A 24,589-nucleotide genomic window follows, 5' to 3' on the forward strand; every position below is an offset into this window, starting at 1 on the left:
CGGGGCGTGGTGCCGACGATGGAGGTTCACTTCGACTTCTTCGGCCCGATGCGGGAGGCCGTCGGCCGCAAGCGCGTCACCCGCACGTTCGACGAGGCGCCGACCGTCGGCGCGGCGCTGGAATCGCTCCGCGAGTCGTTCGACGGACTGGACGACTACCTCCGGGCGACGGACGGCTCCCGGCGGGCGACGGTGACCGTCGACGGCCGGAACGTCCGGCAACTGGACGGCGACGGGACGGTCCTTTCGGACGGCGCCGTGGTGCGGCTCGCGCCGCCGGTCGTCGGGGGTTAGTCCGCCGTCGACGACCGGGTGGCGGCGTACTCGGCGACGACGTCGTCGGAGACGGTGCCGTCCGGGTTCCAGCCGCGGAGGTCGTAATACTCCTCGACCGCCTCCTCCATCCCGGGGATGTCGTAGGGGAGGGTGTCGGCCTCGCGGTCCATCCCGCGCTCGTTGTTGAAGTGTCGTTCGAGTTCGACCGTCCGGGCGCCGACCTCCTGGAGTTCCTCGTAGTCACACTCGAAGAGCGCCTCCAGTGTCTCCTCGGTCACGTGGTCGGTGCCGCCGGCGAACGCACAGACGATCCCCGAGTCGCGGAAGGCGGCGTGGTTCTCGCGGCGCATCACGAGCTCCGGCTTGCCCTCCAGGGTCTCGGGGTCGACCTCGCCGTCGTACTCCACGCGGAGGGTGGTGGAGTACATGTGGTCGCCGCCGCGGTTCGCGACGGCGTAGCTGAGCGCCTGCCCGTAGAGGACGCGGCCGTCGTGGGCGGCGAACTCCATGTCCTTGACCGTGTAGTTCCGGACGCCGAGTTCGTCGGCCGCGCGGGAGACGCCTTCGGCGAGGAGGTCGCCGACCCCCTCGCGGGTGGCGATCCGTTCGATCGTCTCGTGGATCAGGTCGGCGTTGCCGAACTCGTCCTCGGCGGCGAGGTACGCGGCGACGGCGTTGCCACAGGAGATGGTGTCCAGCCCATAGACGTCACAGAGCTCGTTCGACTGCATCACGTCGACGATGTCGCCGACTTCGCAGTTGCTCCCGAAGGAGAACACCGTCTCGAACTCGGGGCCCTCCGTCTCCAGCCCCGTCGCCTCGTCGCGGGTCGGGAGCTTGCAGGCGAAGGCACACATCGAACACGACCCCTTCTTGTATTTCTTCTCCTCGACGGCGTCGCCGCCGATCTCCCCGGCGTCTTCGAAGTGGTACTTCTCGAAGTACCGCGTCGGCAAGGAGAAGTTGTCGTTGATGAACTCCGTGCCGCCGGTGGTTCCCTGCCGGCGCATCAGGTCGTCGGAGGTGGCCGCCGCGCTGTGGACCTCCTGCTGGACGTCCTCCGGCAGGGCCACGTCGGGTTCGCTGTCCCCCTCGAAGGTGATGGCCTTGACGTTCTTCGAGCCGAGGACCGCCCCCATCCCGCCCCGACCGAACGCGCGACTCTCGTAGGTCATCACGCAGGCAAAGCGGACGCGGTTCTCCCCCGCCGGGCCGATGCAGGCGATGTTCTCGGCGTCGAGGTCCCGCTCGCGCTTGACGTATTCGGTCACTTCGGGTACCGTCGCACCCGCCAGCTCCGGCGCTTCGGCGAACTCGACGCCCTCGTCGGTCACGTGGAGGACGAGGAGTTCGTCGGACGCGCCGGTGATCTCGACGGCCGGATGGCCCGTCGCGACGAAGTTCCGCGAGAGGTACCCCCCGGCGTTCGTCGACAGGAGGCCGTCGGTCAGCGGCGAGAGGCCCGTGCAGTTCATCCGTCCGGTGAACGACATCCCCGACTGCTGGAGCGGGCCGGTCGCGAAGTAGATCCGGTTCTCCGGCCCGAACGGGTCGGCGTCGAACGGGATCCGGTCGTGTGCCAGTTTCGTACAGAGTCCCCGTCCCCCGACGAACGACGACAGTTCCGTCGTGACGTCGACGGCCGTCGCCTCCTGTGTTCCGACGTCGATGCTGAGCAGTGGTCCCTTCGCGTGATTCATTACCAACTCCTCTAGCGTCGGTGGCAAAAAGTGTGTAGGCTCGACTGTGGCCCCCGGTTCCGTCAGCGTTCGATGTCCGTCTTCCCGCCCTCCTCGACGAGGGCGCGAACCTCCGCCGGCGAGACGCGGGCCATGTCGCCCTCGACGGTCCGCTTCAGGGCGGCGGTCGCCGCCCCGTAGGCCATCGCGTCGGGGACGGGAGTGCCGTCCAGCCGTTCGGCGAGGAAGCCGCTGGCGAAGGCGTCGCCGGAGCCGAGCGGGTCGACGGTGTCGGCCGGGAACGTCCCCTGCCGGCTGACGGTCCCGTCGTGGACGGCGATGGCGCCCTCCTCGCCGAGCGTGACGACCACCGTCTCGAAGCCGTACTCGGCGGCCAGGTCGCGGGCCATCCGCTCGGCGTCGCCGTCGAGCGCGAGCACCTCGCGGGCGTCACGTTCGGCGACGAACAGGACGTCGACCGACGGGAACAGGCCGGCGAGCGTCTCCCGGGCCGTCTCCGGGGTCCACAGTTTGTCCCGGTGGTTGACGTCGAAGGCGGTCGTGACGCCGGCGTCCCGCGCCGTCTCGAGGAGGGTGCCGGTCGTCTCAGCCAGACCCTCGGAGAGCGCCGGCGTGATGCCCGTGGTGAAAAACACCTCGGCGTCGCGGATCCGGTCGAGGGGCGCGTCGGCGGGCGTGGCCTCCCTGATCGGCGCCCCCTCGCGGTCGTAGATGACGTCGCGGCCGCGGGGCATCCCCCCGCGCTCGAAGTAGTAGGTGCCGACGCGACCCGTCTCCGTCCACGTGACCAGGGGTTCGACCCCCTCGCCGCGGAGCGCGTAGGCGATTCGCTCGCCCAGGTCGGTCGCGGGCAACAGCGACGCCCACGCCGCCTCGACGCCGAGGTTGGCGGCCCCCACCGCGACGTTGCTCTCGGCGCCGCCGACGTGGACGTCGAGGCGGTCGACACGCGAGAGCCGGTGGCCCCGGGGCGGCGTGAGACGCAGCATCGTTTCGCCGAACGTGACGAGTTCCGACATACACGGTTGCAAACCCCTGTGGGGGTTAATACCGGTGGTTCCGCCCCCGGCCTACAGCACGTCGAGTTCGCGGAGTTCGGACCGGAGCGCCGCCCGCTCGTCGTCGTCCATCGTCCGGAGCGGGGCCCGGAGGCCGCCGACGTCGAACTCGAGGTCACGCAGCGACAGCGCGGTCTTCACCCCGGCCATGTACGGCCCGCGTTTCAGCGCCGACCTGACGGCGAACACCCGCGACTGGAGGCGTCGTGCCTCCGACTCCCTGCCCGCGTCGTAGGCGTCGTACAGGTCGACGACGAGTTGGGGGAAGACGTTGGCGACGGCGCTCACCATCCCCGCACAGCCGACCGCAAGTCCCGTGAACAGAAGCGAATCCGACCCCGCGAGGAAGGTCAACTCTGGGTGGGCATCGATGGCCTGTGCGAGCCAGGGGACGTCCTTCGAGGAGTCCTTGACGCCGGCGACGCCGTCGAGGGTCGCGAGGCGGCCGAGGGTCGCGAGCGACAGTTCGTTGCCCGTCTTGCTCGGGATGTGGTAGACGTACACCGGGACGTCGACCGCCTCGGCGACCGCCCGGTAATGCTCGACCGCGGCGTCGCCGTCCAGCGGGTAGTAGTACGGCGTGACGACGACGACGCCGTCGGCGCCGGTCGCCGCCGCGTGCTCGGCGTTGGCGACCGTCTCCCGTGTGCTCTCGGCGCCCACGCCCGCGATGACGGGCACGTCGACGGCGTCCACTACCGTCTCGACGACGGCCCGACGCTCGTCGCCGGTCAACAGCGGGAACTCGCCGTTCGTCCCCAGGGGAAAGACCGCGCGGGCCCCGCCGTCGACGACGAACCGTGCGTGTGCGGCGGTCGCGTCGTGATCCACGGCCCCGTCGTCGTCGAAGGCCGTCACCGTCGGCGGGACGACGCCACGAAGGTCGAGCGGGTCCCCCGTCCCCGGATTCGGCGCTGAGTCCGTCATACGCCCCGTTCGGTCCGGCCCCGTGAAAAAGACGCCGACCGCTCACTCGGGTACTGTCCGGATCGAACGGTACGACTGTGACCACCTCGCTACCCCGGACTCCAGCGACTCGGGGCGTTCGGGGTGTTCCTACCCTCACTTACGTCTCCGAACACTACCGCTCACTCGAGTTCGGCGATGCGGTCGAGCGCGAGGACCGTCCGGAGCATCTCGGCGGCGTCGCCGCGGTCGAACACGAGGTCGTCGGTCGAGCGGACGTGATCGAGCACGTCGGCCGAGGCGTGGTCCGGCGCGGCGGCGACGCCCGCGTCGTGTTCGTCGACCCACTCCATCACCCGCAGATCGCTCTTGCTGTCGCCCATCACGAGCGCGAACGGGTCGTCGACGCCGAGGACGTCGAGCGCGGCCTCGACGCCGACGACCTTGTTGAGTTCGCGACTGCCGACCTCGGCCGCGTCGGCCTCGTAGTAGGCCACGTCGATCCGCTCGAAGAGCGCCGACAGCGGCCCCGGGACGGCCGTCGCGTCCGCGTCGGGTCGTGCGTCGCTCGCCGCGAGCACCCGATCGATCTCCGGGTCCGCCGCGGCGTAGTGGACCCGCGCCCACCCGTTCGGCTCGACGTCCACGTCGGCGACGTTCGCGACGGCCTCCTCCAGCAGGTCGAGGAGGTAGACCAGTCCCTCGTCGATCACCTCGCGGGCCCGGTCGCTTCCGGTCTCGAAGTTCGGCTTGAGCGTGACGTTGAACTCGTTGCCCTGGAGGTGACAGCCGTGGCGGAGGCGTTCGGGGGCCGCCGAGAGGACCCGGGATCGGATCTCCCGGAACGTCGTTTGGATGTCGTCGTCGAGTTCCTCGTAGAGCAATCGCTTCGTCCGGGCGCCGTGCCCGGGCGTGAACACGCCCGTCCCGGCCTCGTAGACGACGCTCACCGACCCCGAGTGGACGAGTTCGTTCCCCAACCCCTGGATGAGAAAGCCCTTGACGTTCTCCAGGGTCTGGCCCGTGCAGATGACGATGGGGACGCCCGCGTCGTGAAACCGGGTGAGGAGGTGGAGCGTCTCCCGCGGAATCTCGTTGTCGGTGCGGCCGGCCGAGCGGAGCGTCTCGTCGACGTCGAGGACGAGGACGTTCACCGCCCGCCCGTACGCCGAGTGGAGGTCGAGGCCGGTGAAGGCCTGCTCCCGGGTCGCGAGGCTCGCCAGTTCCGCGAACGTCTCCCCGCCGGCCGCGTACGCGGACCTGATCTCCTCCCGCATCGCACGGAGCTCCTCCGCGGCGCTCCGCCAGTGTTCGAGGGCGACCGGCGAGTCGACCGGGGGAAACAGGTCGACGAACTCCCGGTAACTGCGCAGTCGCTCCGTGTCGAACTCCTCGTACAGCCGGTACAGTTGGTCGTAGCGTTCCATGGCTTGGTCGGATCGCGTCGGGCCGAATCGGCGCCGCGTACTCCGTCGAGGTATTAACTCGAAAACCGATAAATCTTTTTCGACAGCAACCCAGGGGACGAGCATGCGAGCCATCGGCATCGAGTCCGGCGGCGACCGACCGCGACTGTTCGACGTGGACCGCCCGGAGCCGGCGCCGGGCGAGGTGCTCGTTCGGACGCTCCGGGTCGGCGTCGACGGGACCGACCACGAGGTGATCGCCGGCGATCACGGCGGCTTCCCCGCCGACGAGGAGCGACTCGTCCTCGGGCACGAGGCGGTCGGCGTCGTCGTGGATCCCACCACCACCGACTTCGAGCGCGGCGACGTCGTGACCCCGATGGTGCGTCGGCCCCCGCCCGGCGGAACCAACGCCTACTTCGAGCGCGCCGAACCCGACATGGCCCCGCCGTCGGCGTGTGTCGAGCGGGGTATCGACGGCGCACACGGCTTCATGAGCGAGTACTTCACGAGTCCCGCGCCGTTCCTGATTCCGGTCCCCGAGGCCCACGCGGCGTGGGGCTTTCTGGCCGAGCCGATCAGTGTTCTGGAGAAGGCACTCGACCTGGCGCGGGTGTCCCGGTCGTCGTTCACCTGGGAGCCCGAGACGGCGCTGGTGCTCGGCAACGGCGCGCTCGGCCTGCTGGCGGTCGCCCTCCTCGCCCCCGAGATGGACGTCTACTGTCTGGGCCGGCGCGACCGTCCCGATCCGACGATCGACCTCCTCGAGTCGCTGGACGCGACCTACGTCGACGCCCGCGAGACGCCGGTCGGGAAGGTGCCGACCGCTCACGAGCCGGTCGACCTGGTCGTCGAAGCGACGGGCGCGCCACGACACGCGGTCGAGTCGGTCGACGCGCTCGCCCCCAACGGCGTCGCCGCGCTGCTCGGTCTCCCCGGCTCCCAGGAACTCACCGTCGACGCCGGGCGGTTCCACGAGGACCTCGTGATGCACAACAAGGCGGTCGTCGGGAGCGTCAACGCCGGGCCCACCCATTTCCACGCGGCCGTCGACCGGCTCGAGACGCTCCCCGCGTGGTTCTTCGATCGGTACGTGACCGACCTCGTGCCGGTCGATCGGTTCGAGGCGGCGTTCGGTCCCGACACGACGATAAAGGCGGCCGTGGAGTTCGATACCGTATGAAGAACGTCGACGACCTCATCGAGAGCGCGGGGGAACTGTCCGAGCGCGGTTTCTCGAAGGGCGAAATCGCCGACGAGTTGAACGTCTCCCGGGAGACGGCCAGGTGGCTCGTCGAGCGGACGGGCGGCGCCGGCCCGTCGGCGCCGCCGGCGCCCACCGACGCCGGCGGCCCACACGACATCCACGTCGACTGGAGCGCCATCGGGCGCGACTCGGCCCGGCTGACCTACGTCGCGAAGGCGATGGCCGACCTCCTCTCGAAGCAGGGCGACGCGGTCGACCTGACGGTCGGTATCGAGAAGGCCGGCGGCCCGCTGGCGACGGTCGTCGCCCAGGAACTCGACACGGACGTCGCGGCGTACGCCCCCCGGAAACACCAGTGGGAGGAAGGCGACCTCGGGGAGTTCGAGGGAACGTTCTCCCGGAACTTCGCGGACATCCGCGACCGGGCGTGTTACGTCGTCGACGACACCATCACCAGCGGGACGACCATGACCGAGACGGTCGAGGCGATCCGCGAACGGGGCGGCGAACCGGTGGCCTGCGTCGTCCTCGTCGACAAGCAGGGGACCGACGCCATCGACGGCGTACCGGTCTACTCGCTGGTGCAGGCGATCCGCGTCGGCGACGACACATGACCGGACCGTCGTCGGTCGTGGACCGACTGGCTCGCGACGCGCCGGGGTGGTTGCCGTGACGGACGACGACCTGCGCCGGACGCTCGCCGCCGTGGGGGAGACGTTCGACCTCGGGGAGTACGAGATCGAGGCGTACGTGACGGTGCTCGAACACGGGCAGTTGACGGCGGCCGAGGTCGCCGAGCGGACCGACATCCCCCAGCCACGCGTCTACGACACCGTGCGGAGCCTGGCCGATCACGGCTTCGTGGAGGTACACGAGTCCCGGCCGATGCGGATCGTGGCGGTCGACCCGACGGAGGCGTTCGACGACGTGCGGACGACCCTCGCCGACCTGGTGGAGGCGCTCGAACGCCGGTACACCGCCCCCAGCCGCGGCACCGAGGCGGCGTCGCTCGTCAAGTCCCGGCCGACGATCCTCCGATATCTGGAGGACGTGATCACGGCCGCGGAGTACGAACTGCTGGTCTCGCTGACGCCCGACCTCTTCTCGCGGTTCGAGGACGCACTCGCCGAGCGACGCGCCGAGGGCGTCGCCGTCGACCTCCTGCTCTCGCCGGCCGCCGAGGTTCCCGGGGCCGACGCGTACGACTACACGGACGTGGCGTCGAGCGTCCGCGCCCGACGGGGCGTGACGACGCCGGTCGCCGCCGTCGCCGACGGCGAGTACTCAATCTACACTGCGCGCGAGGCGGTCGGATCCGGCCCGGCGGGGTACGGCGTCGTGTTCAACCGCTCGGAGCTGGGGTCGCTGGTGTCGGGATTCCTGAACACCGTCGTCTGGGGGTCGGCCACGACGCTGGTCGAACGGACCGACGACCGCCCCTCCCCGCGGCGGTACGCCTCGCTCCGGCGCTGTGTCAACGACCTTGGCGACCGGAACGGTCCCCACCACGTCACGGTCCGGGGGCGGGACGTGGAGACGGGCGAGCCACGGACCGTCGAGGGCCGGATCGTCGACGTCGCCGGCGACCGCAGCCGGATGACCGCGTCGCTCACGGTCCGCACCGACGACGGCGACGTCGCCGTCGGCGGCCAGGCCGCGGCCTTCGAGGACGTCGAGGCGACCGAACTCGTCGTGGCGCGGGACGAACCGCCGGGTCGCTGAAGCCGGCGGTCCCGCGATCCGTCCGGGCGCGGTCAGTCCCCCGGCGTCTTCGACGTGTGCTCGACGCCGGTGATCTCGAAGCGGGCCCCGCCGTCGGCACCCTCCGTGACGGAGACGCTCCAGCCGTGTGCGGTGGCGATGCCCTCGACGATCCGGAGACCGAGTCCCGTCCCGTCGTGTGACGTCGAGTAGCCCGCCTCGAACACCGCCTCGTGGTCCGCTTCCGGGATCCCAGGACCGTCGTCCGCGACGTAGAACCCACCCTCGCAGTCGCCGACGGTGACGGTGACCGTGGCGTCGTGTGGCTCGCTGTTGCCGGCTTCTCGAGGGATCGGAGATCCCTCGCGGTCTCCGGACTGCGTCCGGCTGCTCGTGGAACCGTGTTCCACGCTGTCGTCGGCCTTCGGTCGACTGCTCGTGGAACCGTGTTCCACGCTGTCGTCGGCCTTCGGTCGACTGCTCGTGGAGCCATGCTCGACGGAGTTCCGGATCAGGTTCTCGATCAGTTGCCGGAGGCGACTGCGGTCGGCGACGATCCTCCCGTCGGTCCGGACGTCGAGGGTGGCGGCGTCCGTCTCGACGGTCTCCCAGCAGGTTCGGACCAGCGTCGCCAGGTCGATGGGTTCCATCTCCCCGACTTCGGTGCCCTCCCGGGCGAGCGTCAGGAGGTCCTCGATCAGCGTCTCCATCCGTTCGAGCGACCGCCGGACTGGCGGCAGACGCTCGCTGTCACAGTCCTCGGCCAGGAGTTCGAGTTGGCCCGTGGCCACGTTCAGCGGGCTCCGGAGGTCGTGTGAGAGGACGCTCGCGAAGGACTCCAGGTGGTCGTTCCGCCCGGCGAGTTCCCGCTCGCGGGCGCGGAGCTGTTCCCGGCGGTACACCTGTTCGAGCGCCGTGGTGAGGCTACTGGCCAGGATCTTCCCGAGGACCAGATCCCGCTGGTCGAAGGCGCCGGCAGTCGTCGATCCCGCGATCAGGATGCCGTCCTCGCCGAGTGGCAGGTAGAGTTCGCTCCGGAGCGTGGAGTCGGAGTCGTAGACGTCCGGGTCGTCGTGGACGTCGTCGACCGCGAACGCCTCCCCCCGCTCGTAGCTGCGCCACGCGATACTCTCGCCCGCGGCGAACGTCGGCGGCTCGCCGATGATCTCGCCGAGGGCGTCCGTGTACGCGATGGGGACGAGCCCCGCCTCGTCGTCGAGGAGGTGGACCGAGTTCGCGTCGAGTCCGAGGAGGTCCCGTGCGGTCTCGACGCCGATCTCGGCGATCCGTTCCCGCGTCTCGGCGGCCATCAGCTCCCGCGTCGTCTCGTTCAGGGCTTCGAGTCGGCGCTCGCGCCGGGCGCTCTCGGTGACGTCCCGATACACCCAGAGGTGGCCGTCGCCGTCGGGCAGGCCGATCCGCCGGTAGTTCCGGGCGAACGTCCGGCCGTCACGGAGGGTGAGCGACTCGTCGCGGGCGTCGTCATCGCCCGTCACCGCCGCCTCGATGCCGTCGACGAACCCCTCGGAGTCCTCGAACATGGCGCTGACCGCCTCCGCGAGTCGCTCGCAGTCCTCGCCGACCGCCTCGGCGGGCGTCCCCTGCATCCCGAACAGATCGAACAGCTGTTCGTTGGTCTTCAGGACGTTGCGGTTCTCGTCCTCCGCGAGCACGCCGACCGGGAGGGTGTCGACGAGCGCCGAGAGGAGGGTGTTCGTCCGTTCCAGCGCCCGCCGGTTGCGCTTGCGCTCGCTGGTCTCGCGTGTCGAGATGATGATCGACACCACCTCGCCGTCGTCGTCCGTGACGGGGCGGAAGACGCCCGTGATCGAGTACGGGTTGCCGTTCGGTCCCGTGAGTTCGAGGTCGAACTCGACGTACTCCCCGGCGGCGGCGCGGCCGATCCACGCCTCGATCCGCGACGCGGTGTTGCCCCCCTCGTCGAACCACGGCGTCCGCGAGAAGCGCCGCCCGACCACGTCGGCGCGGTCGGCGTCCACGTAGGCCAGCGCCGTCCGGTTGATGTCGAGCACCGTCCCGTCGGTGTCGAGTAGCCCGACGAGGATGTTCGGATCCTCGAAGACCGCCCTGTACCGTCGCTCCTTGCGTTCGAGTTCCGCCTCGCGTTCCTTGTACGCGGTGATGTCCCGGGAGATGCCGACCGCCCGCCGGTCCGGTGCCCCGTCGGTGTCGACGGTGGCCCTGAGCCAGCGGTGGCCGCCAGTCTCGGGGTCGGGCGTCGTCCGGTATTCGATCTCGCCACGCTCCCGATCCCCGTCGATCACCTCCCGATGGAAACGCCGGAACGCGGCCCGGTCCTCCGGATGGACGACGGTCTCGCAGTGGTCCTCCCACGTCGGCACCTCCGCGGGTCGGTGGTCGAAGAACTGCTCGTACGCGCCGTGGCGGACGACGGCCCCGGTGTCGAGGTCGATCTCGAAGACGACCGACTGCGTCCGGTCGAGTGCGAGTTGCATCCGCTCCCGTGCCCGTTCGAGTTCGTGCTTTCGCTGCTCGCGTTCGGTGACGTCGACCGCGATACCGAGGACCGCCCCCTCGTCGCCGTCCGTGAGGTCGTACGGCAACAGTCGGGGTTCGAGGACGCGCGTCCGCCCCGCGGCGTCGGGGAGTTCGACGTCGGTCACGCGCTTCGGTTCCCCCGTCCGCAGGACCTCCTCGACGTCGCCCCGAACCCGTTCGGCCGCCTCCGCGCCGAGGACCTCGTCGACGGTGGCGCCCTCGATTTCGTCCACCGTGGTGTCGTGAAACGCCGCGAGGGTCTCGTTCGCGAGCAGGTACGTCCCCCCGCGGTCCACGACGAACAGGAAGTGCGGCAGCGAGTCGACGATCTCCCGCAGGCGGCGTTCGCTGCGCTCGACCAGTCGCTGCGAGCGGTCGTGTCCGACGGCGTTGACGATCCGGTTGGCCAGGACGGCGTACTGGTCGGTGCCCGCCTCCTTCTGGAGGTAGTCGGTCACGCCCGCGGAGATGGCGTCGCTCGCGACCTCCTCGCTGCCCTTGCCCGTAAAGAGGACGAACGGAAGCGAGGGCTCGGTCTCGCGGACGGTCTCCAGGAACTCGATCCCGTTCCGGCCGGGCATGTCGTAATCCGAGACCACACAGTCGTACGCGCCCGCCCGGAGCCGTTCGAGGGCCTCGTCGACGTCGTCCGCCGTCTCGACGGTCAGTCGGTCGCTCTCGCGTTCCAGAAACGTCGCGGTCAGTTCGGCGAAATCGGGGTCGTCGTCGACGTGCAGGACGCGAACGGGATCGGGGGGGTCCCAGCTCATCGGCGGCCGTACGACGAACGGGCGAATAACCGTTCGGATGCGAGTATCAGGGTTGAAAACCCCGCGTCGCCCCGTCCCACCAACCTATATCCCGGCGCCACGCGCAGGCTCAGGGGATGGCTCCCTACGAGGCCTTCGACGAGAACGTGGAAGTCCACGGACGGACGATCCTCAGCGTCGTCGACGACGCGCTCGCCCGGTTCGCCGAGTCCTATCGGGAGGCGGCACGCGACGCCCTCGCGGAACACGGCATCGACGATCCGTCGCCGGACGAGTGGTACCCACAGCAAGCCTGGTTGGACACGTTCGAGGTCATCGCGTCTGAGCTGGAACCGCACATCCTCGACCGCGTCGGCGAACAGATCCCCGACGTGGCCGAGTGGCCGGACGACCCCGGTTCGGTCCCCGAGGGACTCCGCGCCATCGACGACGCCTACCGACGGAATCACCGCGGCGGCGACATCGGATCCTATCGGTTCGAGGCGGTCGGCGACCGGGAGGCCGAGGTGACCTGTCGGAACCCCTACCCCTGCCCGTTCGACCGGGGACTGATCCGTGCCGTCGCCCGGAACCACGCTCCCGTCGAGTCGTTCGTCTTCGTCGAGGAACGGGGCGACCGGTGTCGCCGCGACGGCGACGACGCCTGTGTCTTCACCGTGTCCTGGTAGTCAGTCGCGCTCGTAGGCCTCGATGGCGTCGATCAGCTCCTCGACCGAGTGGTCCATCGCGAGTTCGAGAAGCGTCTCGAACTCGTCGTAGGTGGTCGCCAGGTCCTCGATGTGTGCGCGTGTCGCCGTGTCGCCGTCGTCGACGCGGGACAGGGACCGGTCGAGCGTCCGTCGCGTCGACCCCATCTCCCGGGCGACGTGTTGCTGGAGGACGTCCCGGACGACGAACCACAGATCCGTCTCGGGTTCGAACCGGACGCGCCGTCCCCCGCCGCCCGAGGAGCGTCGGCGGATCAGCCCGATCCGCGTGAGTCGCCGGGTCACGTTGCTGATCGTCGACTTCGCGTACCCCGTCTCCTCGACCAGCTCCGGGATCGAAAGCGGTTCGGCCGCGAAATAGAGGACGCCGTACACCCGTCCCGCGCTCCGACTCAGTCCGTACACCTCGGCCGACCGCTCCATCGACTCGATGACTTCCTCCCGAGCGGCCGCCGACCCGTCCCCGCTCATCGTCGCCCCCCGCCGGCTGGGGTGTCGGTCCACCGTTCGTTCACGGCCGTACGTGACGAACCGTAAGTATTAAACTGTTCGGTCTGTTCGTTCGGAATGAGCCGAACAAACAGAATAGACGGCTCACTCCCCCGCACCGACGCCGGACCCCCTCCCCCGTGGTCCGTGCGACACACGCTTCGGCCCACTCGCTCCCCGCAGATGCACCACACGTCACCCCGCACGCGTCCCCGCTGTGATCGTCTCGTCGACCACGCCACGAGCGGTTCCCTTCCCGTGGTCCTTGCCGTCGTCTCGGCGCTCGCCCTCCTCCACCCCGTCGCTCCGGTCGTCGGCCTCCTCCTCGCTGCCGGCCACCTCGGGCGCAGCCACCGCGTGTGACACCGCGGTGCGCTCGTCACCGTTCGTGGCGTTCCGGATTCCGACGTTCTATATGGGCTGACAGTTTGTCCCCCGTATGGATCCACATCTGGTGGCCGTCGTCGTGGGCATCCTTCAGGGGGTGTTCGAGTGGCTCCCCATCTCCAGCGAAGGGAACGTCGCCATCGCGTTGACCGCACTGGGCGAACGTCCGGACGTCGCCGTCTCCTACGCCCTCTTTCTCCACCTCGGGACGGCCGTCTCGGCGACGGTGTACTACCGGGAGGAGGTGCGGACGGCGCTGGCGTCGTGGTCCGACGTCCGAGTCGGCGACGCGTTCGACGGCGAGACGGCGACGCTCTCGTTCGTCGTCCTCGCCACCGCCGCCGCGTCCGCCGTCGGCCTCGTCGCCCTCGCCGTCCTCGACGCCGTCGTCTCCGAACTCACCGGCGGCGCCTTCGTCGCCCTCGTCGGCGCGTTGCTCGTCGCGACCGGGTTACTCCAGCGGTTCGCCGGTGCCTACGCCCTGGCGACCCGGTCCACCCCCGACGCCGTCGACGCCGTCCTCGTCGGCGGCCTGCAGGGACTCGCCATCCTCCCCGGCGTCTCCCGGTCGGGGACGACCACGAGCGCGCTCCTCCTCCGGGGACACGAGGGCGCGGCCGCCTTCCGGCTGTCCTTCCTCCTCAGCATCCCCGCCGCCCTCATCGGCGGCGGCGTCGGCGTCGTCCGCACGGGCGGCGTGGCCGTCTCTCCCACGGCGGGGCTCGTCGCACTCGCCGTCGCCGCCGTCGTCGGCTACGCCACCATCGACCTGTTGATGCGGGTGGTCCGCCACGTGCCCGTCTGGATACTCTGTGTCGGGCTCGGCGGGTTGGCCATCCTCGGCGGTCTGGCCGTTTAACCGTCGATTAAGCGCCGTTGGCGGTTCGGAACGCACACCCTGTAGCTCGGTAGGACCGGATTACCTTCTCCGATGGATCGGCCGTCCCCTCGGGTGTGATGTATTAACAAGTAACTAACCAAATAGATGTGCGTCCACGCCACTGGTAATGCTCTCCGGGTGGCGATACCGGCTCGTCAGTGGGGTTGGGGCCACGGCGCTCGCGGCGGGGAGTGTCGCCGCCGCGAACCACCCGATCGCGCAGCGACTGGCGGTGGTGGTTCCGGTGTTCGACCGCTTGCCGTCGACGACACTCTCCAACGGCGACCTCTCGCTCGCCATCGCGACGACGCTGTTCGTCGTGCTCGGTGCCCTCGTCCCGCTGTTCAAGCCGCGCCCGCGACGCGTGCTCGATACGATCCTGCTCGTCGAGAAGCGGGTGGCCCTCGCCGCCGTCGCCCTCGCCGCGGTCGGCTACTTCGATTACACCTACCGCCTCCCGCGGACGACGCTCGTCCTCACGACGATCGGCCTGGGCGTCGTCCTGCCGGCGTGGTTCGTCGCGGTCCGCCGGAGTCCACGGGTCGACCCCGAACGGACGGTCGTCGTCGGCGACGATCCGGAATCCATCGACGAGGTGGTCCGCGAGACGGACGTTCCGGTCGTCGGCTACGTCGCTCCGTCGATGCTCGCGAACCCGCGTCGCTCCGCCCCCGTCACCGACGGGGGGACGGCGTCGGCGACCGACGGCGGGTTGACGCCGGATTCGAAGTGTCTCGGCGGGCTCTCCCGACTCGACGAGGTGCTGATCCGCCACGACGCCGACGCCGCGCTGCTCGCGTTCTCCCACCCCGACCGCGGGGAGTTCTTCGGCGCGCTCGATACGTGTTTCGCGGTCGGCGTCCCGGCGATGGTTCACGACCAACACGCCGACGCCGTGTTGACGACCGGTGTCGAACGCGACGAGTTCGTGGCTATCGACCTCGAACCCTGGGACCTCCAGGAGCGCCTGCTCAAGCGTGCGTTCGACATCTGCTTCGCGACGGTCGCGTTGCTCGCCCTCGCGCCCCTCCTGCTCCTCATCGCCGCTGCGATCAAACTCGACAGCCCCGGCCCGGTCCTCTACAGTCAGGAGCGGACGGCCGAGTTCGGCGACACGTTCACCGTCTACAAGTTCCGGAGCATGATCCCGGACGCCGAATCCGACACCGGTGCCGTCCTCAGCGCCGAAGACGACGGCGAGGTGGATCCGCGCGTGACGCGTGTCGGGCGTCTCCTCCGGGAGACCCACCTCGACGAGGTTCCCCAGCTCTGGTCCATCCTCGTCGGCGACATGAGCGTCGTCGGCCCACGGCCAGAGCGGCCGGAACTCGACGACGACATCCAGCAGAGCGTTCACACGTGGCAACAGCGCTGGTTCGTCCGCCCCGGTCTGACGGGGCTCGCCCAGATCAACGACGTGGCGAGCACGGAACCCTCGGAGAAGCTCCGGTACGACGTGGCCTACATCCGGAATCAGTCGTTCTGGTTCGATCTGCGCATCCTCCTGCGTCAACTCTGGATGGTCGCCGAAGACGCTGTCGGGTTCCTCCGATGACGATGTCAACTGACGGAAGAGTTAACGCACGACCTGCCGAACCGCCGTACACGCACACCCCATGACTGCTCTCGGTCCCACCGATCGTTCCGTACTCGTGACTGGCGGCGCGGGGTTCATCGGAAGCCACCTCGCCGACGCGCTCGTCGACGACAATGACGTGTGCGTCCTCGACGACCTCTCGCGCGGGTCGCGCGACGCGGTCCCCGACGCCGCCGAGTTCGTCGAGGGCGACGTTCGTGATGCGACGACGGTGGAACGCGTCTGTGCGGACGTGGACGTCGTGTTCCACCAGGCGGCCAACATCAGCGTCGAGCGTTCCGTCGAGGCTCCGGTCGAGACCCACCGGGTGAACGTCGACGGCACCCTCAACGTCCTCGAAGCGGTGCGGGACGCGGACGCCCGCGTCGTGTTCGCGTCCAGCGCCGCCGTCTACGGCGAACCGTCGAGGGTGCCGGTCGCCGAATCACAGCGGAAGTCCCCGTCGTCGCCGTACGGCGCGGAGAAGCTCTCCGCGGACCGGTACGTGCGGCTGTACGCGTCACTCTACGATCTGGAGACCGTCGCGCTCCGCTATTTCAACGTCTACGGGCCGGGGGGAATCGCGACCGACTACAGCGGCGTCATCGACGCCTTCCTCTCGCGTGCGCGCAGGGACGAGGATCTGCCCGTCCACGGCGACGGGACCCAGACCCGGGATTTCGTCCACGTCTCAGACGTCGTGCAGGCGAACCTCCGTGCCGCCGTCACGGACCACGTCGGGGAGGCGTACAACGTCGGCACCGGGGGGAGCGTGACGATCGATCGGCTGGCGAATCTGATCGTCGACGTGACCGACTCGGCGTCGGACGTCGTCCACACGTCGCCCCGCCCCGGCGACATCGACGAGAGCGAGGCGGACATCGGCCGTGCGCGTGACCGACTCGGGTACCGTCCACGAATCACGCTCCGCGACGGCCTAGAAACGCTCGTGGGAACGACGACATGAGGACGACACAGCCTCGGACGGTCGGAACACGGGTGGTTTCCGATGACTGATCACTCCGAGGGGACGGACGAAGGCGGTACAGTATCCGGAGACGGCCGTCGGATTCGCGTTCGAACCGCCCTCGTTCTCGCCCTCCTGCTCGTCGTCCTCGTCCGCCTGCCCACGATCCAGGCGGTCTTCCGCGACGACTGGGTCGTCCTCGTCTCGAACGATCCCTACGCCTACCGGTACCTGGCGGATCAAGCGTTGCTCGACGGCCCGCTCCCGTCGCTTCCGGACCGGGCGGTCCAGGGGGAACCGCTCCTCGTCGCGACGCTCGCGGTGGCGACGTGGCCCTTCGGCGCGGGAACGTGGGGCTCGGGGTTCGTCGTCGCGTGGTACCCCGTCGTCGCTGCCGTCGCCACGGCGGCCTTCGTCTACGGCGCCGCCACGCGACTCACCGACGACGTCCGCGTCGGCCTCGCCTCCGCCGGGCTCCTGGCCGTCACGCCGGCGCACGCCTACCGGACCGCGCTCGGCGTCGCCGACCACCACGCCTTCGATTTCGTGTGGCTCGCGTTGACCGCGCTGGCCGTGATCGAACTGCTCACGCGGGGGGAGCGTGACCGCCGCACGTGGCTCGCCGCGGCCGCCCTCGCCGTCGCGGTGGCGGGACAGTCGCTCTCCTGGGAGGCCGCACCGCTCCTCCTGTTCCCGCTCGTTCCGGGGCTCGCACTCGCGGCGCTGGTGGAGATCCGACGGCCGGGTCCCGAGCGGCTGGTGCCGGTCGCCGCCGGCCTCGTCGGGGGCGCGGCGCTCGCCCACTTGGTTCACGTCCTGCTCGGCTGGCAGTACGCGGCCGTCGTCTACGCGCTCGACCTGCTGGCGCTGGGGAGCGTGGGTCTGGTGGCGCTCGTCGTCGCCGTCCGCCGACTCGACGGCTCGTGGACGTGGCTCCTGGCCGCCGAGGCGGGTCTCGGTGTCGCCGCCGCCGTCGCCGTCCGGTCGACTCGGCCGCTCGTGACCGAACTGCAGTCCGGTGTCGCCTTCTTCTCCTCGACGCAGGCGGCCGAACTCACGGGCGTCGGTGCCAACTACGGGGCGGTCGGCGTCCTCGTCCTCCTCGGGTTCGCGTCCGTGCTCGCCGCGCCGATGCTTCCCCTCGCGGTCACGTGGGGGTGGCGACGGCTCGAACCCAGCTGGTTCGTCGTCGGCGTCTACACCGTTCACTTCGGCGTGTTGGCGGCGCTCCAGCGGCGGTTCGCCGGCGAACTCGCGCCCTTCGCGGCCATCCTCGGCGGCGTCGGGTTCGTGATGCTCGCGTCGTGGTTCGACCTCGTGCGGGCACCCGCGCCCCGGCGAACCGAGGGTGACACCGTCTCCCCGGCCGTCGCCGCCGACGGCGGTGACGGCGCCGACCTCGCCGTCCCGGACCGGACGCGCGTGGCACTGCTCGGCGGCCTCGCGGGCGTCGCCGTCGGAGCCGGCGGGCTCTACTCCGCGCTGATCGACCGACGCCTCGTCATCGACGACGCGACCTACGAGGCGGCCCGGTGGATTGCCGGTTACGTCGACGACCACGACGTCGCGTATCCGGAGAGCTACGTCCTCAGCAAGTGGGGGCGAAACCGCGTCTACAACTACTTCGTGAACGGGGAGGCGGCGTCGTACGGCTACGCGCGACGCCACTACGAGGACTTCCTGTTCTCGAACGCGAACACCGAGGCCGACTGGTACGCGGAGTTCGACGGGCGTGTCGGATTCGTCGTCACCCGCGACTTGCCCCACCTCGGGCTGATCGCCTCGTCGACGGTTCAGTCGACGCTCCACGACCGGTTCGGGAGCGCCGAGATCCGCAGTATCAGCGGTGTCGGCCACTTCCGAGCCGTCTTCGCCACCGACGATGGGGCGCGGAAGGTGTTCCGGCCCGTCCCCGGCGCGACCGTCCGCGGGCCGGCACCGACCGGCGAGGACGACGTCCGTCTCGCCACCGAGGTGTCGATTCCGGGTGCCGACTTCGAGTACGTCCGCCGGGCACCGGTAACGGACGGGACCTTCGAGGCGACGGTCGCCTATCCGGGCACGTACCGGATCGGCGGCGGCGAGGAGAGCGTCGAAATCACGGAGCGCATGGTCAGCTCGGGGGAACGCGCCACCGTCGAGCGCTGACACCGCCGAGAAACGACGGCCATACGGCCGTTAACGGGCGATTATCTATGAGCGAGCGTGGTGTGAGTACGACCGACTCATGTCCTTCAGTGACCGAGTACACCACCTCCGACAGCCAGAGTACACCGGTGAGAACCGCTGTGTTCCGTGCACGGTGGTCAACCTCGCTATCGCGGCCCTGCTCGGTGGTCTCGTGGCGATGGTCTCCCCGCCGCTGGCAGTCGCCGTGTTCGCGGGCTCAGTCGCTGCGATCTATCTCCGGGGCTATCTGGTTCCGGGGACGCCGACGCTGACGAAACGATACCTCCCCGACGCCGTGTTGAAACTGTTCGACAAGCACGACCCCGACCCGCTGGCGATCGCCGACGAGGCGGACATCGAGTCGTTCCTCATCGAAGTCGACGCCGTCGAGGAGTGTCGGGACGGGACCGACCTCTGTCTCACGGAGGCGTTCCGGACGGCTTGGAACGAGCGCATCCACCGACTCCGCGAACGCGGCGACGAGGACGAGGGGATCGCCGCCCTGTTCGAGGGCCTGGACATCGACGCCGAACGGGTGCGGGTCGAGTCCTACGGCGACGCCTACGAGGCCTATATCGACGACACGCGCGTGGGCCAGTGGGAGTCGCGGGCGGCCTACCTCGCCGACCTGGCGGCGGAGGGCGAACTCCGCGACCGCCATGCGGGCTGGCACCGTCTCGGGTTCGACGCACGGACGGAGGTGCTCGGCTCCCTGCGACTGTGGCTGGAGCGCTGCCCGTCCTGTGACGGTCCGGTGACGCTCGGCGAGGATACGGTGGAGTCCTGCTGTCGCTCCATCGACGTGATCGCGGCCACCTGTGAGGACTGTGAAGCGCGGGTCTTCGAGGCGCAGTTCTCGCCCGAGGCGATGGCCGCGGACTGAGCGGATATCCCTACTCCTGCTCGTCGAGGATGTACTGGAAGTACGGCGTCATCGCGTCGCGGGCCTCGTCCCACCGGCGCATGTCGTGGAGTTCGACCCCGAGGGCGTAGCGCGTCGGTTCGGGGCCGAACCCGGCCTGTCCGTGGCGGGGCTTCTCGGGATAGGCTGGGTTCCCGAGGGCCGCACGGAGTTCGAGCATCTGGGCCTGCATCATCGGCGACCAGTAGTCCTCGCCGGTCTTGTGGTTTATCCAGGCAGTCGTCGTCAGTTCGGCGTACCGCGGATCGATGTCGGCGACCTCCGCCCGGCGTTCGAAGGCGTCCTCCATCGGGGACCAGTCGGCCGCTTCGAGGCGTTCGGGATCCAGGCTACCGTTGACGCGGCAGGATTCCTCGATTTCGTCTTTGACCCAGAGGGCGTCCACGTAGCCGAGGGCCGCCCGAACCGCCTCGGTCTCGTCCAAATCCGGAAACTGGAGGGCGTCGACGGCGCCGAACGCTTTGATCGACGCTTCACGCCGGCGCTGGTCGTGATGAATGAATCCGTTACAGAGCTGTTCGGCCATGTAGGACGCCGACCGTTCGACGTCTTCGGGAAGTGACGGCAGTTGTGCTTGGGTGGGGGGAGTTTCTTTCATTTACGTCTCCGACTCTGATGGACTCGGCGATAAGTTTACCCACGAAATTCTCACCTGTGATATCGCGGGTAACCATCTCCGGTTGATTCGCTCGCTTTTCGGCTCTATGAGCCCCATTGACATACGATCTATTCAGCTTTTCGCTATCACGTTCGATATTTAAACCCGGAAAAACGTTATAAATCTCACAGGAGTTGTTGGAGATAGAGCCAGCGGCGGGACCAGAACTGGTAGAGCGTCGAGGCGGCGATGGCGAGGAGGAAAAACGACGCCCAGAGGAGCGGATCGACGGCGGACACGAGGGGCGTGTCGGTCGACGCGAGTACGATCGTGAGCAAGGAGAGCGTGCCGACGGCACGATAGTACGTCGCCCAGGTGACGCCGTAGCGTGTGACTACTTCCATATACAGGTCCACCTGTCGGGCCGGTTTCCGAAGGATGATCGTCTTCCGGTCGCTGTCGTAGTCGACGATGCCCGCGTCGTCCAGTTTCGGCAGATGGGTCTGGTGGAGCGAGACGTAGACGCTGTCGCGGATGTTACTCGGTGGTGGTGATTCGTCGGTCTCGATCTCGGCGATGTGGACTGCCAGATCCCGGAGCGACACCTCGCGTCCCCGATCCTGGAGACACTTGATGACGTTTCGCCGTCGGTCATTCCGAAGGATGTCGTGGATGTCCGTTTCGGGAAGTACGTCGTCCGTCTTGAGTAGTCCGATGTTCATGGGTGGCGCCCGGGTTCACATGCACCAACACGACAGGGGGGCATAATTATCAGTATCTTAATCGATCGAAGGCTGAGTCTGTGAACGACGTTAATTCCCGGTTAGGTGTCCTTACCACTGGGAAAATTCTGGGGTTTCAGGGCCTCTAGAACGTTAACAACTGATTAACGCCCCCATCAGGGGGGCACGGGCGCTCCCGTGGCCCCGCGCCGGACGTTCGGCCTCAGTAACCGTGGCTTTACTCGCGTTAGTCCGACGTTATGTGAGCGAATTGGCGATTAGCTATGATAGTGGGTGGTATGTGATCCATGTGAGTCACCCACACCGGTTCACGACGACGGTTCGACTCCGTCGGTGGGCATCCCCTCACGGGGGGAACAAAAAATGACGGACGAACGATTCGACATCTCACGGCGGAAGGCCCTCGCGGCCTTGGGGACGATCGGCGTCGCCTCGGCCGGTGCGGGGCTCGGGACCAGCGCGTACTTCTCCGATCAGGAGACGTTCGAGAACAACCAGCTCGTGGCCGGCACGCTCGACGTGGGTGTTGGTTACTCGGCGCATTACTCTGACTGGATGGCAAACGAGGAGGGGACCCCGGAAGACGAAAACGTCGACAGTCTCCGGATGTGGGATGGGCCGATAAATACGACCGGTGGTTCGGGCGATCTTACGGGCGACGAGGTCGGGCTTCCCGCGGACGACGCGTGGCTAATCGCCGTCGGAGACGAAGATGATGCCGAAGAGTTCCTCGACAATACCGAGTACCAGTCGTTCAACGACGACGGACTGGACGACTGTCCGCTTGACGATGGTGAGCAGGCTGACGACGCAGAGGCTCCGGTGATCAATCTCGAGGACGTGAAGCCGGGCGACTTCGGTGAGGTTACGTTCGACTTCAGAATCTGTGACAACCCCGGCTTCGTGTGGCTAAACGGCCAACTCGAATCCGCCGCGGAGAACGGTCTCACCGAACCCGAAGCCGACGATCCGCAGGAGGATGGCGACGCAGATTCGACCGACCCGGAAGACGTCGAACTCCTCGACGTCGTCCAAACGGCTGTCTGGGTCGACGATGGGGACAACTATCAGGACGGTGAGGAAGAGCCGCTGGCCGTTCAATCCTTGCGCGACCTCTTGATGGATCTCGACGACGATGGCAACCGGGCTGGAGTTCCCCTCGCTGGAAACACCTCCCCGGAGGAAGGCGGTGCTGCGGCCGACGCCCGAAACTGCTTCGCGGGCGACGAGAAGCACTCGTTCGTCTTCGCGTGGTGGGTTCCGATCGACCACGGCAACCAGATCCAGAGCGATCAAGCTTCGTTCCGACTCGGCCTCTACACCGAACAGTGCCGCCACAACGACGGCAGCGGCATGAACAACGAAGGGCTCGAGGACGAGGTCGACGACGACCAGGAGACGTCGACCCCGGCTCCCTCGTAGTCGCACGCGATCCAGACCCACTCGGAGACGGCGTTTCCCCGCGCCGACGGCGGTTCGACTCCGCCGGTGGGCATCCCCGGATGGGGAGTGACACCATGACGGACGGCGAATTCGACATCTCACGGCGGAAGGCGCTGGCCGCGCTCGGCACGATCGGCGTCGCCTCGGCAGGGGCCGGACTCGGCACGAGTGCGTACTTCAGCGACCAGGAAACGTTCGAGAACAACCGGCTCGTGGCCGGCGAGCTGGACCTGAAGATGGACTGGGAGGAGCACTACTCCGACTGGTCCGCGGACGAGAACGACAATCCGGACGACGGGTCCCTCGACATCCGGATGGAGGAACCGGAGAACTCGGGCGACTACACGCGATATCCCGCCGGTGTGGAGGACGAGACCGAAGGGCTCCATTCCCTCTGGGTTGCGAACGGCGACGTGCCGCAGTTCCAGGACAACACCGCCATCGAGGCGTTCCCCGACGACGACGACGACGGCATCGCCAGTTACGGTGACTTGGTGGACAACAACGCCAGCGACGAGGGCTTCCCCGGCAACGACGAGAACGATCTCTCGCCGACAGCCTGCGATATCCTGGCGGACGTCGGCGACGACGACGGTGGACTCAGCTCCGATTCGCGGACGAACGCCACCATCGACGGACAGACGACCAGCCCCGGCGATCCGCTGATCAACTTACAGGACGTGAAGCCGGGTGACTTCGGCGAGGTCACGTTCAGTACGCACCTCTGTGACAACGACGGCTACCTCTGGATGAACGCTCCGGGTGGTCTCACGGCGGACGAGACCGGAACGACTGAGCCCGAAGCCGACGATCCGGAGGAAGGAGAGGGCGTCGAACTCGTGGACACAGTGCAGACGGCACTCTGGTACGACAATAACTGTGATAACGTCCCACAGGAGGACCCGGAGCCGGTCGATGTAATCGCAATCGCGGACACTTCGGCGTCGATCAGTGACGAAGATCCGGACAACCAGCTCGAACTACTGACACAGGGGGCGAACGCGTTCGTCGAAGAGCTGCCGAACGGTACGTTACCGAGCGGCTCACGAGCAGGCGAGGAAATCGTCCGGATCGGCCTGATGTCGTTCGCTGGCGGTGAGGACATCGATACCCCCGTGTCTCTTGAGGCGACCGTCGGACCTGTCGATCAGTTCCTCGACGGCGACGGAAACGGGATCGCAGGTGACTTTCTCCCCGACGAGACGGCGGGTAACACGCCAATGGCCGGCGCCCTCGATATCGCTCGGGGGATCCTCAATGATCCCTCGCTCGATGGCGTCCGCGAATCCGACGTCGACAAGAAGATTCTCCTCGTCACTGACGGTGCCCCGAACTACAGCTACGGGATCATCGAAACCGGTCTACCAAACGCGGGCGAGGAAGGCGTCCAGTACGGCGTTGATTACAACGGTACGTCGATATACTCCGAGAAGTTCGTCGAAGGAATCCATCCGGAGAACGACGATGGCGACGGCGGAACGCCCGGTCTTGGCAACGACCCGTTCGAGGGTTCGGACGACTTCCCCGATGGTGGCGAGGAGTCCACGTCGTCTGACCAAGAACGCTACGAGACGTGGCAGATCGCCAGCGAGGGATCGGACTACGGCTTCACCGCAATCAACGGCGACACCACAAACGACGACGACGGGATGGAGATACTCGTGGCCGGCATCGCGAACGAAGATGTGGGCCTCGGCGATGCACTCGACTCCTATCTCCAGATGCGTATCGCATCGACGCCGAGCCAGTTCTACGACACCAATTTCAGCGCCGATATTAGGGATACTGCCCGTCAGATCGCTCGCGACGTCGCTGCGGGCGGCGCCGGCGGCGAGGAGTACATCTTCCGGGGAGAGACGCTCGCGGACGCCATCGATCGCCTCTCCGACGGGAACGGCATCCCGCTCGACGGCGACCGGACCACCGAAGGCCGGCAGTGTTTCGACGCCTCCGCGACCCACTGCTTCGGCTTCTCGTGGTGGGTGCCGATCGATCACGGCAACGAGATACAGAGCGACGCCGCCTCCTTCGACATCGGCTTCTACACCGAGCAGTGCCGCCACAACGACGGCAGCGGCATGAACAACGAGGAGGTCACGCCCGCGGAAACCGACGCCTGAACCACCGCCCGCTCCCCATCCCACCCCGCGCCGGTCGCGGGAGT

General features: G+C 68.2%; 21 protein-coding genes. 12 read left to right on the forward strand and 9 right to left on the reverse strand.

All coding sequences use genetic code 11. The annotated features are described in order from the left end of the window. The first annotated feature begins 18 nt into the window (after positions 1-18). A complete protein-coding gene (locus NO364_RS01330) occupies positions 19-294 on the forward strand; it encodes a MoaD/ThiS family protein (RefSeq protein WP_157689215.1) in 276 nt (91 codons plus the stop codon). Here NO364_RS01330 and NO364_RS01335 read toward each other — a convergent pair. The 4 genes from NO364_RS01335 to NO364_RS01350 all read right to left on the reverse strand — a co-directional run bounded on the left by NO364_RS01335 (position 291) and on the right by NO364_RS01350 (position 5,367). Then, the gene (locus NO364_RS01335) at positions 291-1,976 is read right to left on the reverse strand and encodes an aldehyde ferredoxin oxidoreductase family protein (RefSeq protein ID WP_257628330.1); all 1,686 of its coding nucleotides are present in this window, start codon (positions 1,974-1,976) and stop codon (positions 291-293) included. The genes NO364_RS01330 and NO364_RS01335 overlap by 4 nt on opposite strands. Positions 1,977-2,038: 62 nt before the next feature. Then, a complete protein-coding gene (gene kdgK1 / locus NO364_RS01340) occupies positions 2,039-2,995 on the reverse strand; it encodes a bifunctional 2-dehydro-3-deoxygluconokinase/2-dehydro-3-deoxygalactonokinase (RefSeq protein ID WP_157689211.1) in 957 nt (318 codons plus the stop codon). 51 nt (positions 2,996-3,046) lie between these two features. Beyond that, entirely contained in the window at positions 3,047-3,961 is a 915-nt protein-coding gene (locus NO364_RS01345) for a dihydrodipicolinate synthase family protein (RefSeq protein WP_257628331.1), read from the reverse strand. A gap of 161 nt (positions 3,962-4,122) precedes the next feature. After that, positions 4,123-5,367, reverse strand: a complete 1,245-nt coding sequence (locus NO364_RS01350; RefSeq protein ID WP_157689207.1) for an HAD family hydrolase — start codon at positions 5,365-5,367, stop codon at positions 4,123-4,125. Between the two features lie 103 nt (positions 5,368-5,470). Between NO364_RS01350 and NO364_RS01355 the strand changes: the two genes are divergently transcribed. Genes NO364_RS01355 through trmB form a run of 3 tightly spaced genes read left to right on the forward strand, consistent with a single transcriptional unit; the run spans position 5,471 to position 8,275 of the window. After that, positions 5,471-6,529, forward strand: coding sequence for a glucose 1-dehydrogenase (locus NO364_RS01355; protein WP_257628332.1), 1,059 nt, complete (start codon positions 5,471-5,473; stop codon positions 6,527-6,529). Further along, a complete protein-coding gene (gfcR, locus tag NO364_RS01360; protein ID WP_157689203.1) occupies positions 6,526-7,167 on the forward strand; it encodes a transcriptional regulator GfcR in 642 nt (213 codons plus the stop codon). The genes NO364_RS01355 and gfcR overlap by 4 nt, the downstream gene beginning before the upstream one ends. A gap of 55 nt (positions 7,168-7,222) precedes the next feature. Beyond that, the gene (gene trmB / locus NO364_RS01365) at positions 7,223-8,275 is read left to right on the forward strand and encodes an HTH-type sugar sensing transcriptional regulator TrmB (protein ID WP_157689201.1); all 1,053 of its coding nucleotides are present in this window, start codon (positions 7,223-7,225) and stop codon (positions 8,273-8,275) included. Between the two features lie 32 nt (positions 8,276-8,307). Here the strand turns inward: trmB and NO364_RS01370 are convergent, their stop codons facing one another. After that, positions 8,308-11,544, reverse strand: a complete 3,237-nt coding sequence (locus tag NO364_RS01370; protein WP_257628333.1) for a hybrid sensor histidine kinase/response regulator — start codon at positions 11,542-11,544, stop codon at positions 8,308-8,310. 116 nt (positions 11,545-11,660) lie between these two features. Here NO364_RS01370 and NO364_RS01375 point away from each other — a divergent pair, with 116 nt between their 5' ends. Continuing rightward, positions 11,661-12,212 (forward strand): hypothetical protein, encoded by a 552-nt coding sequence (locus tag NO364_RS01375; protein ID WP_257628334.1) that lies wholly within the window; start codon positions 11,661-11,663, stop codon positions 12,210-12,212. On the opposite strand, the gene NO364_RS01380 is transcribed toward NO364_RS01375, so the two are convergent. Together NO364_RS01380 and NO364_RS01385 are read right to left on the reverse strand one after the other, a co-directional pair. Next, positions 12,213-12,722 carry a GbsR/MarR family transcriptional regulator gene (locus NO364_RS01380; protein ID WP_257628335.1) on the reverse strand — a complete coding sequence of 170 codons (510 nt, stop codon included), beginning with the start codon at positions 12,720-12,722 and terminating at the stop codon, positions 12,213-12,215. A gap of 213 nt (positions 12,723-12,935) precedes the next feature. After that, complete coding sequence (locus NO364_RS01385) at positions 12,936-13,094, reverse strand: hypothetical protein (RefSeq protein ID WP_257628336.1); 159 nt, start codon at positions 13,092-13,094, stop codon at positions 12,936-12,938. An 85-nt stretch (positions 13,095-13,179) separates the two neighbouring features. Between NO364_RS01385 and NO364_RS01390 the strand changes: the two genes are divergently transcribed. The 5 genes from NO364_RS01390 (at position 13,180) to NO364_RS01410 (ending at position 19,602) form a co-directional block, all read left to right on the forward strand. Further along, a complete protein-coding gene (locus NO364_RS01390) occupies positions 13,180-13,986 on the forward strand; it encodes an undecaprenyl-diphosphate phosphatase (RefSeq protein WP_257628337.1) in 807 nt (268 codons plus the stop codon). Between the two features lie 148 nt (positions 13,987-14,134). Beyond that, positions 14,135-15,562, forward strand: a complete 1,428-nt coding sequence (locus NO364_RS01395; RefSeq protein ID WP_257628338.1) for a sugar transferase — start codon at positions 14,135-14,137, stop codon at positions 15,560-15,562. Positions 15,563-15,623: 61 nt separating this feature from the next. Next, positions 15,624-16,550: an NAD-dependent epimerase/dehydratase family protein gene (locus NO364_RS01400; RefSeq protein ID WP_420191788.1), complete on the forward strand. Its 927-nt coding sequence runs from the start codon at positions 15,624-15,626 to the stop codon at positions 16,548-16,550. A gap of 42 nt (positions 16,551-16,592) precedes the next feature. Beyond that, the gene (locus tag NO364_RS01405; RefSeq protein ID WP_257628340.1) at positions 16,593-18,698 is read left to right on the forward strand and encodes an STT3 domain-containing protein; all 2,106 of its coding nucleotides are present in this window, start codon (positions 16,593-16,595) and stop codon (positions 18,696-18,698) included. 79 nt (positions 18,699-18,777) lie between these two features. Next, positions 18,778-19,602: a DUF8054 domain-containing protein gene (locus NO364_RS01410; RefSeq protein ID WP_474509142.1), complete on the forward strand. Its 825-nt coding sequence runs from the start codon at positions 18,778-18,780 to the stop codon at positions 19,600-19,602. 10 nt (positions 19,603-19,612) lie between these two features. On the opposite strand, the gene NO364_RS01415 is transcribed toward NO364_RS01410, so the two are convergent. Together NO364_RS01415 and NO364_RS01420 are read right to left on the reverse strand one after the other, a co-directional pair. Further along, positions 19,613-20,239: a hypothetical protein gene (locus tag NO364_RS01415; protein WP_257628342.1), complete on the reverse strand. Its 627-nt coding sequence runs from the start codon at positions 20,237-20,239 to the stop codon at positions 19,613-19,615. A 185-nt stretch (positions 20,240-20,424) separates the two neighbouring features. After that, positions 20,425-20,961, reverse strand: a complete 537-nt coding sequence (locus tag NO364_RS01420) for a DUF7344 domain-containing protein (RefSeq protein WP_157689182.1) — start codon at positions 20,959-20,961, stop codon at positions 20,425-20,427. Positions 20,962-21,345: 384 nt separating this feature from the next. On the opposite strand from NO364_RS01420, the gene NO364_RS01425 reads away from it, so the two are divergent. Then, positions 21,346-22,404: a CalY family protein gene (locus NO364_RS01425; RefSeq protein ID WP_257628343.1), complete on the forward strand. Its 1,059-nt coding sequence runs from the start codon at positions 21,346-21,348 to the stop codon at positions 22,402-22,404. A 95-nt stretch (positions 22,405-22,499) separates the two neighbouring features. Continuing rightward, on the forward strand, positions 22,500-24,545 hold the full coding sequence (locus NO364_RS01430; protein ID WP_257628344.1) for a vWA domain-containing protein: 2,046 nt from the start codon (positions 22,500-22,502) through the stop codon (positions 24,543-24,545). Positions 24,546-24,589 lie beyond the last annotated feature (44 nt).

Source organism: Haloplanus salinarum, assembly GCF_024498175.1.
GTDB classification, from domain to species: Archaea; Halobacteriota; Halobacteria; order Halobacteriales; family Haloferacaceae; genus Haloplanus; species Haloplanus salinarum.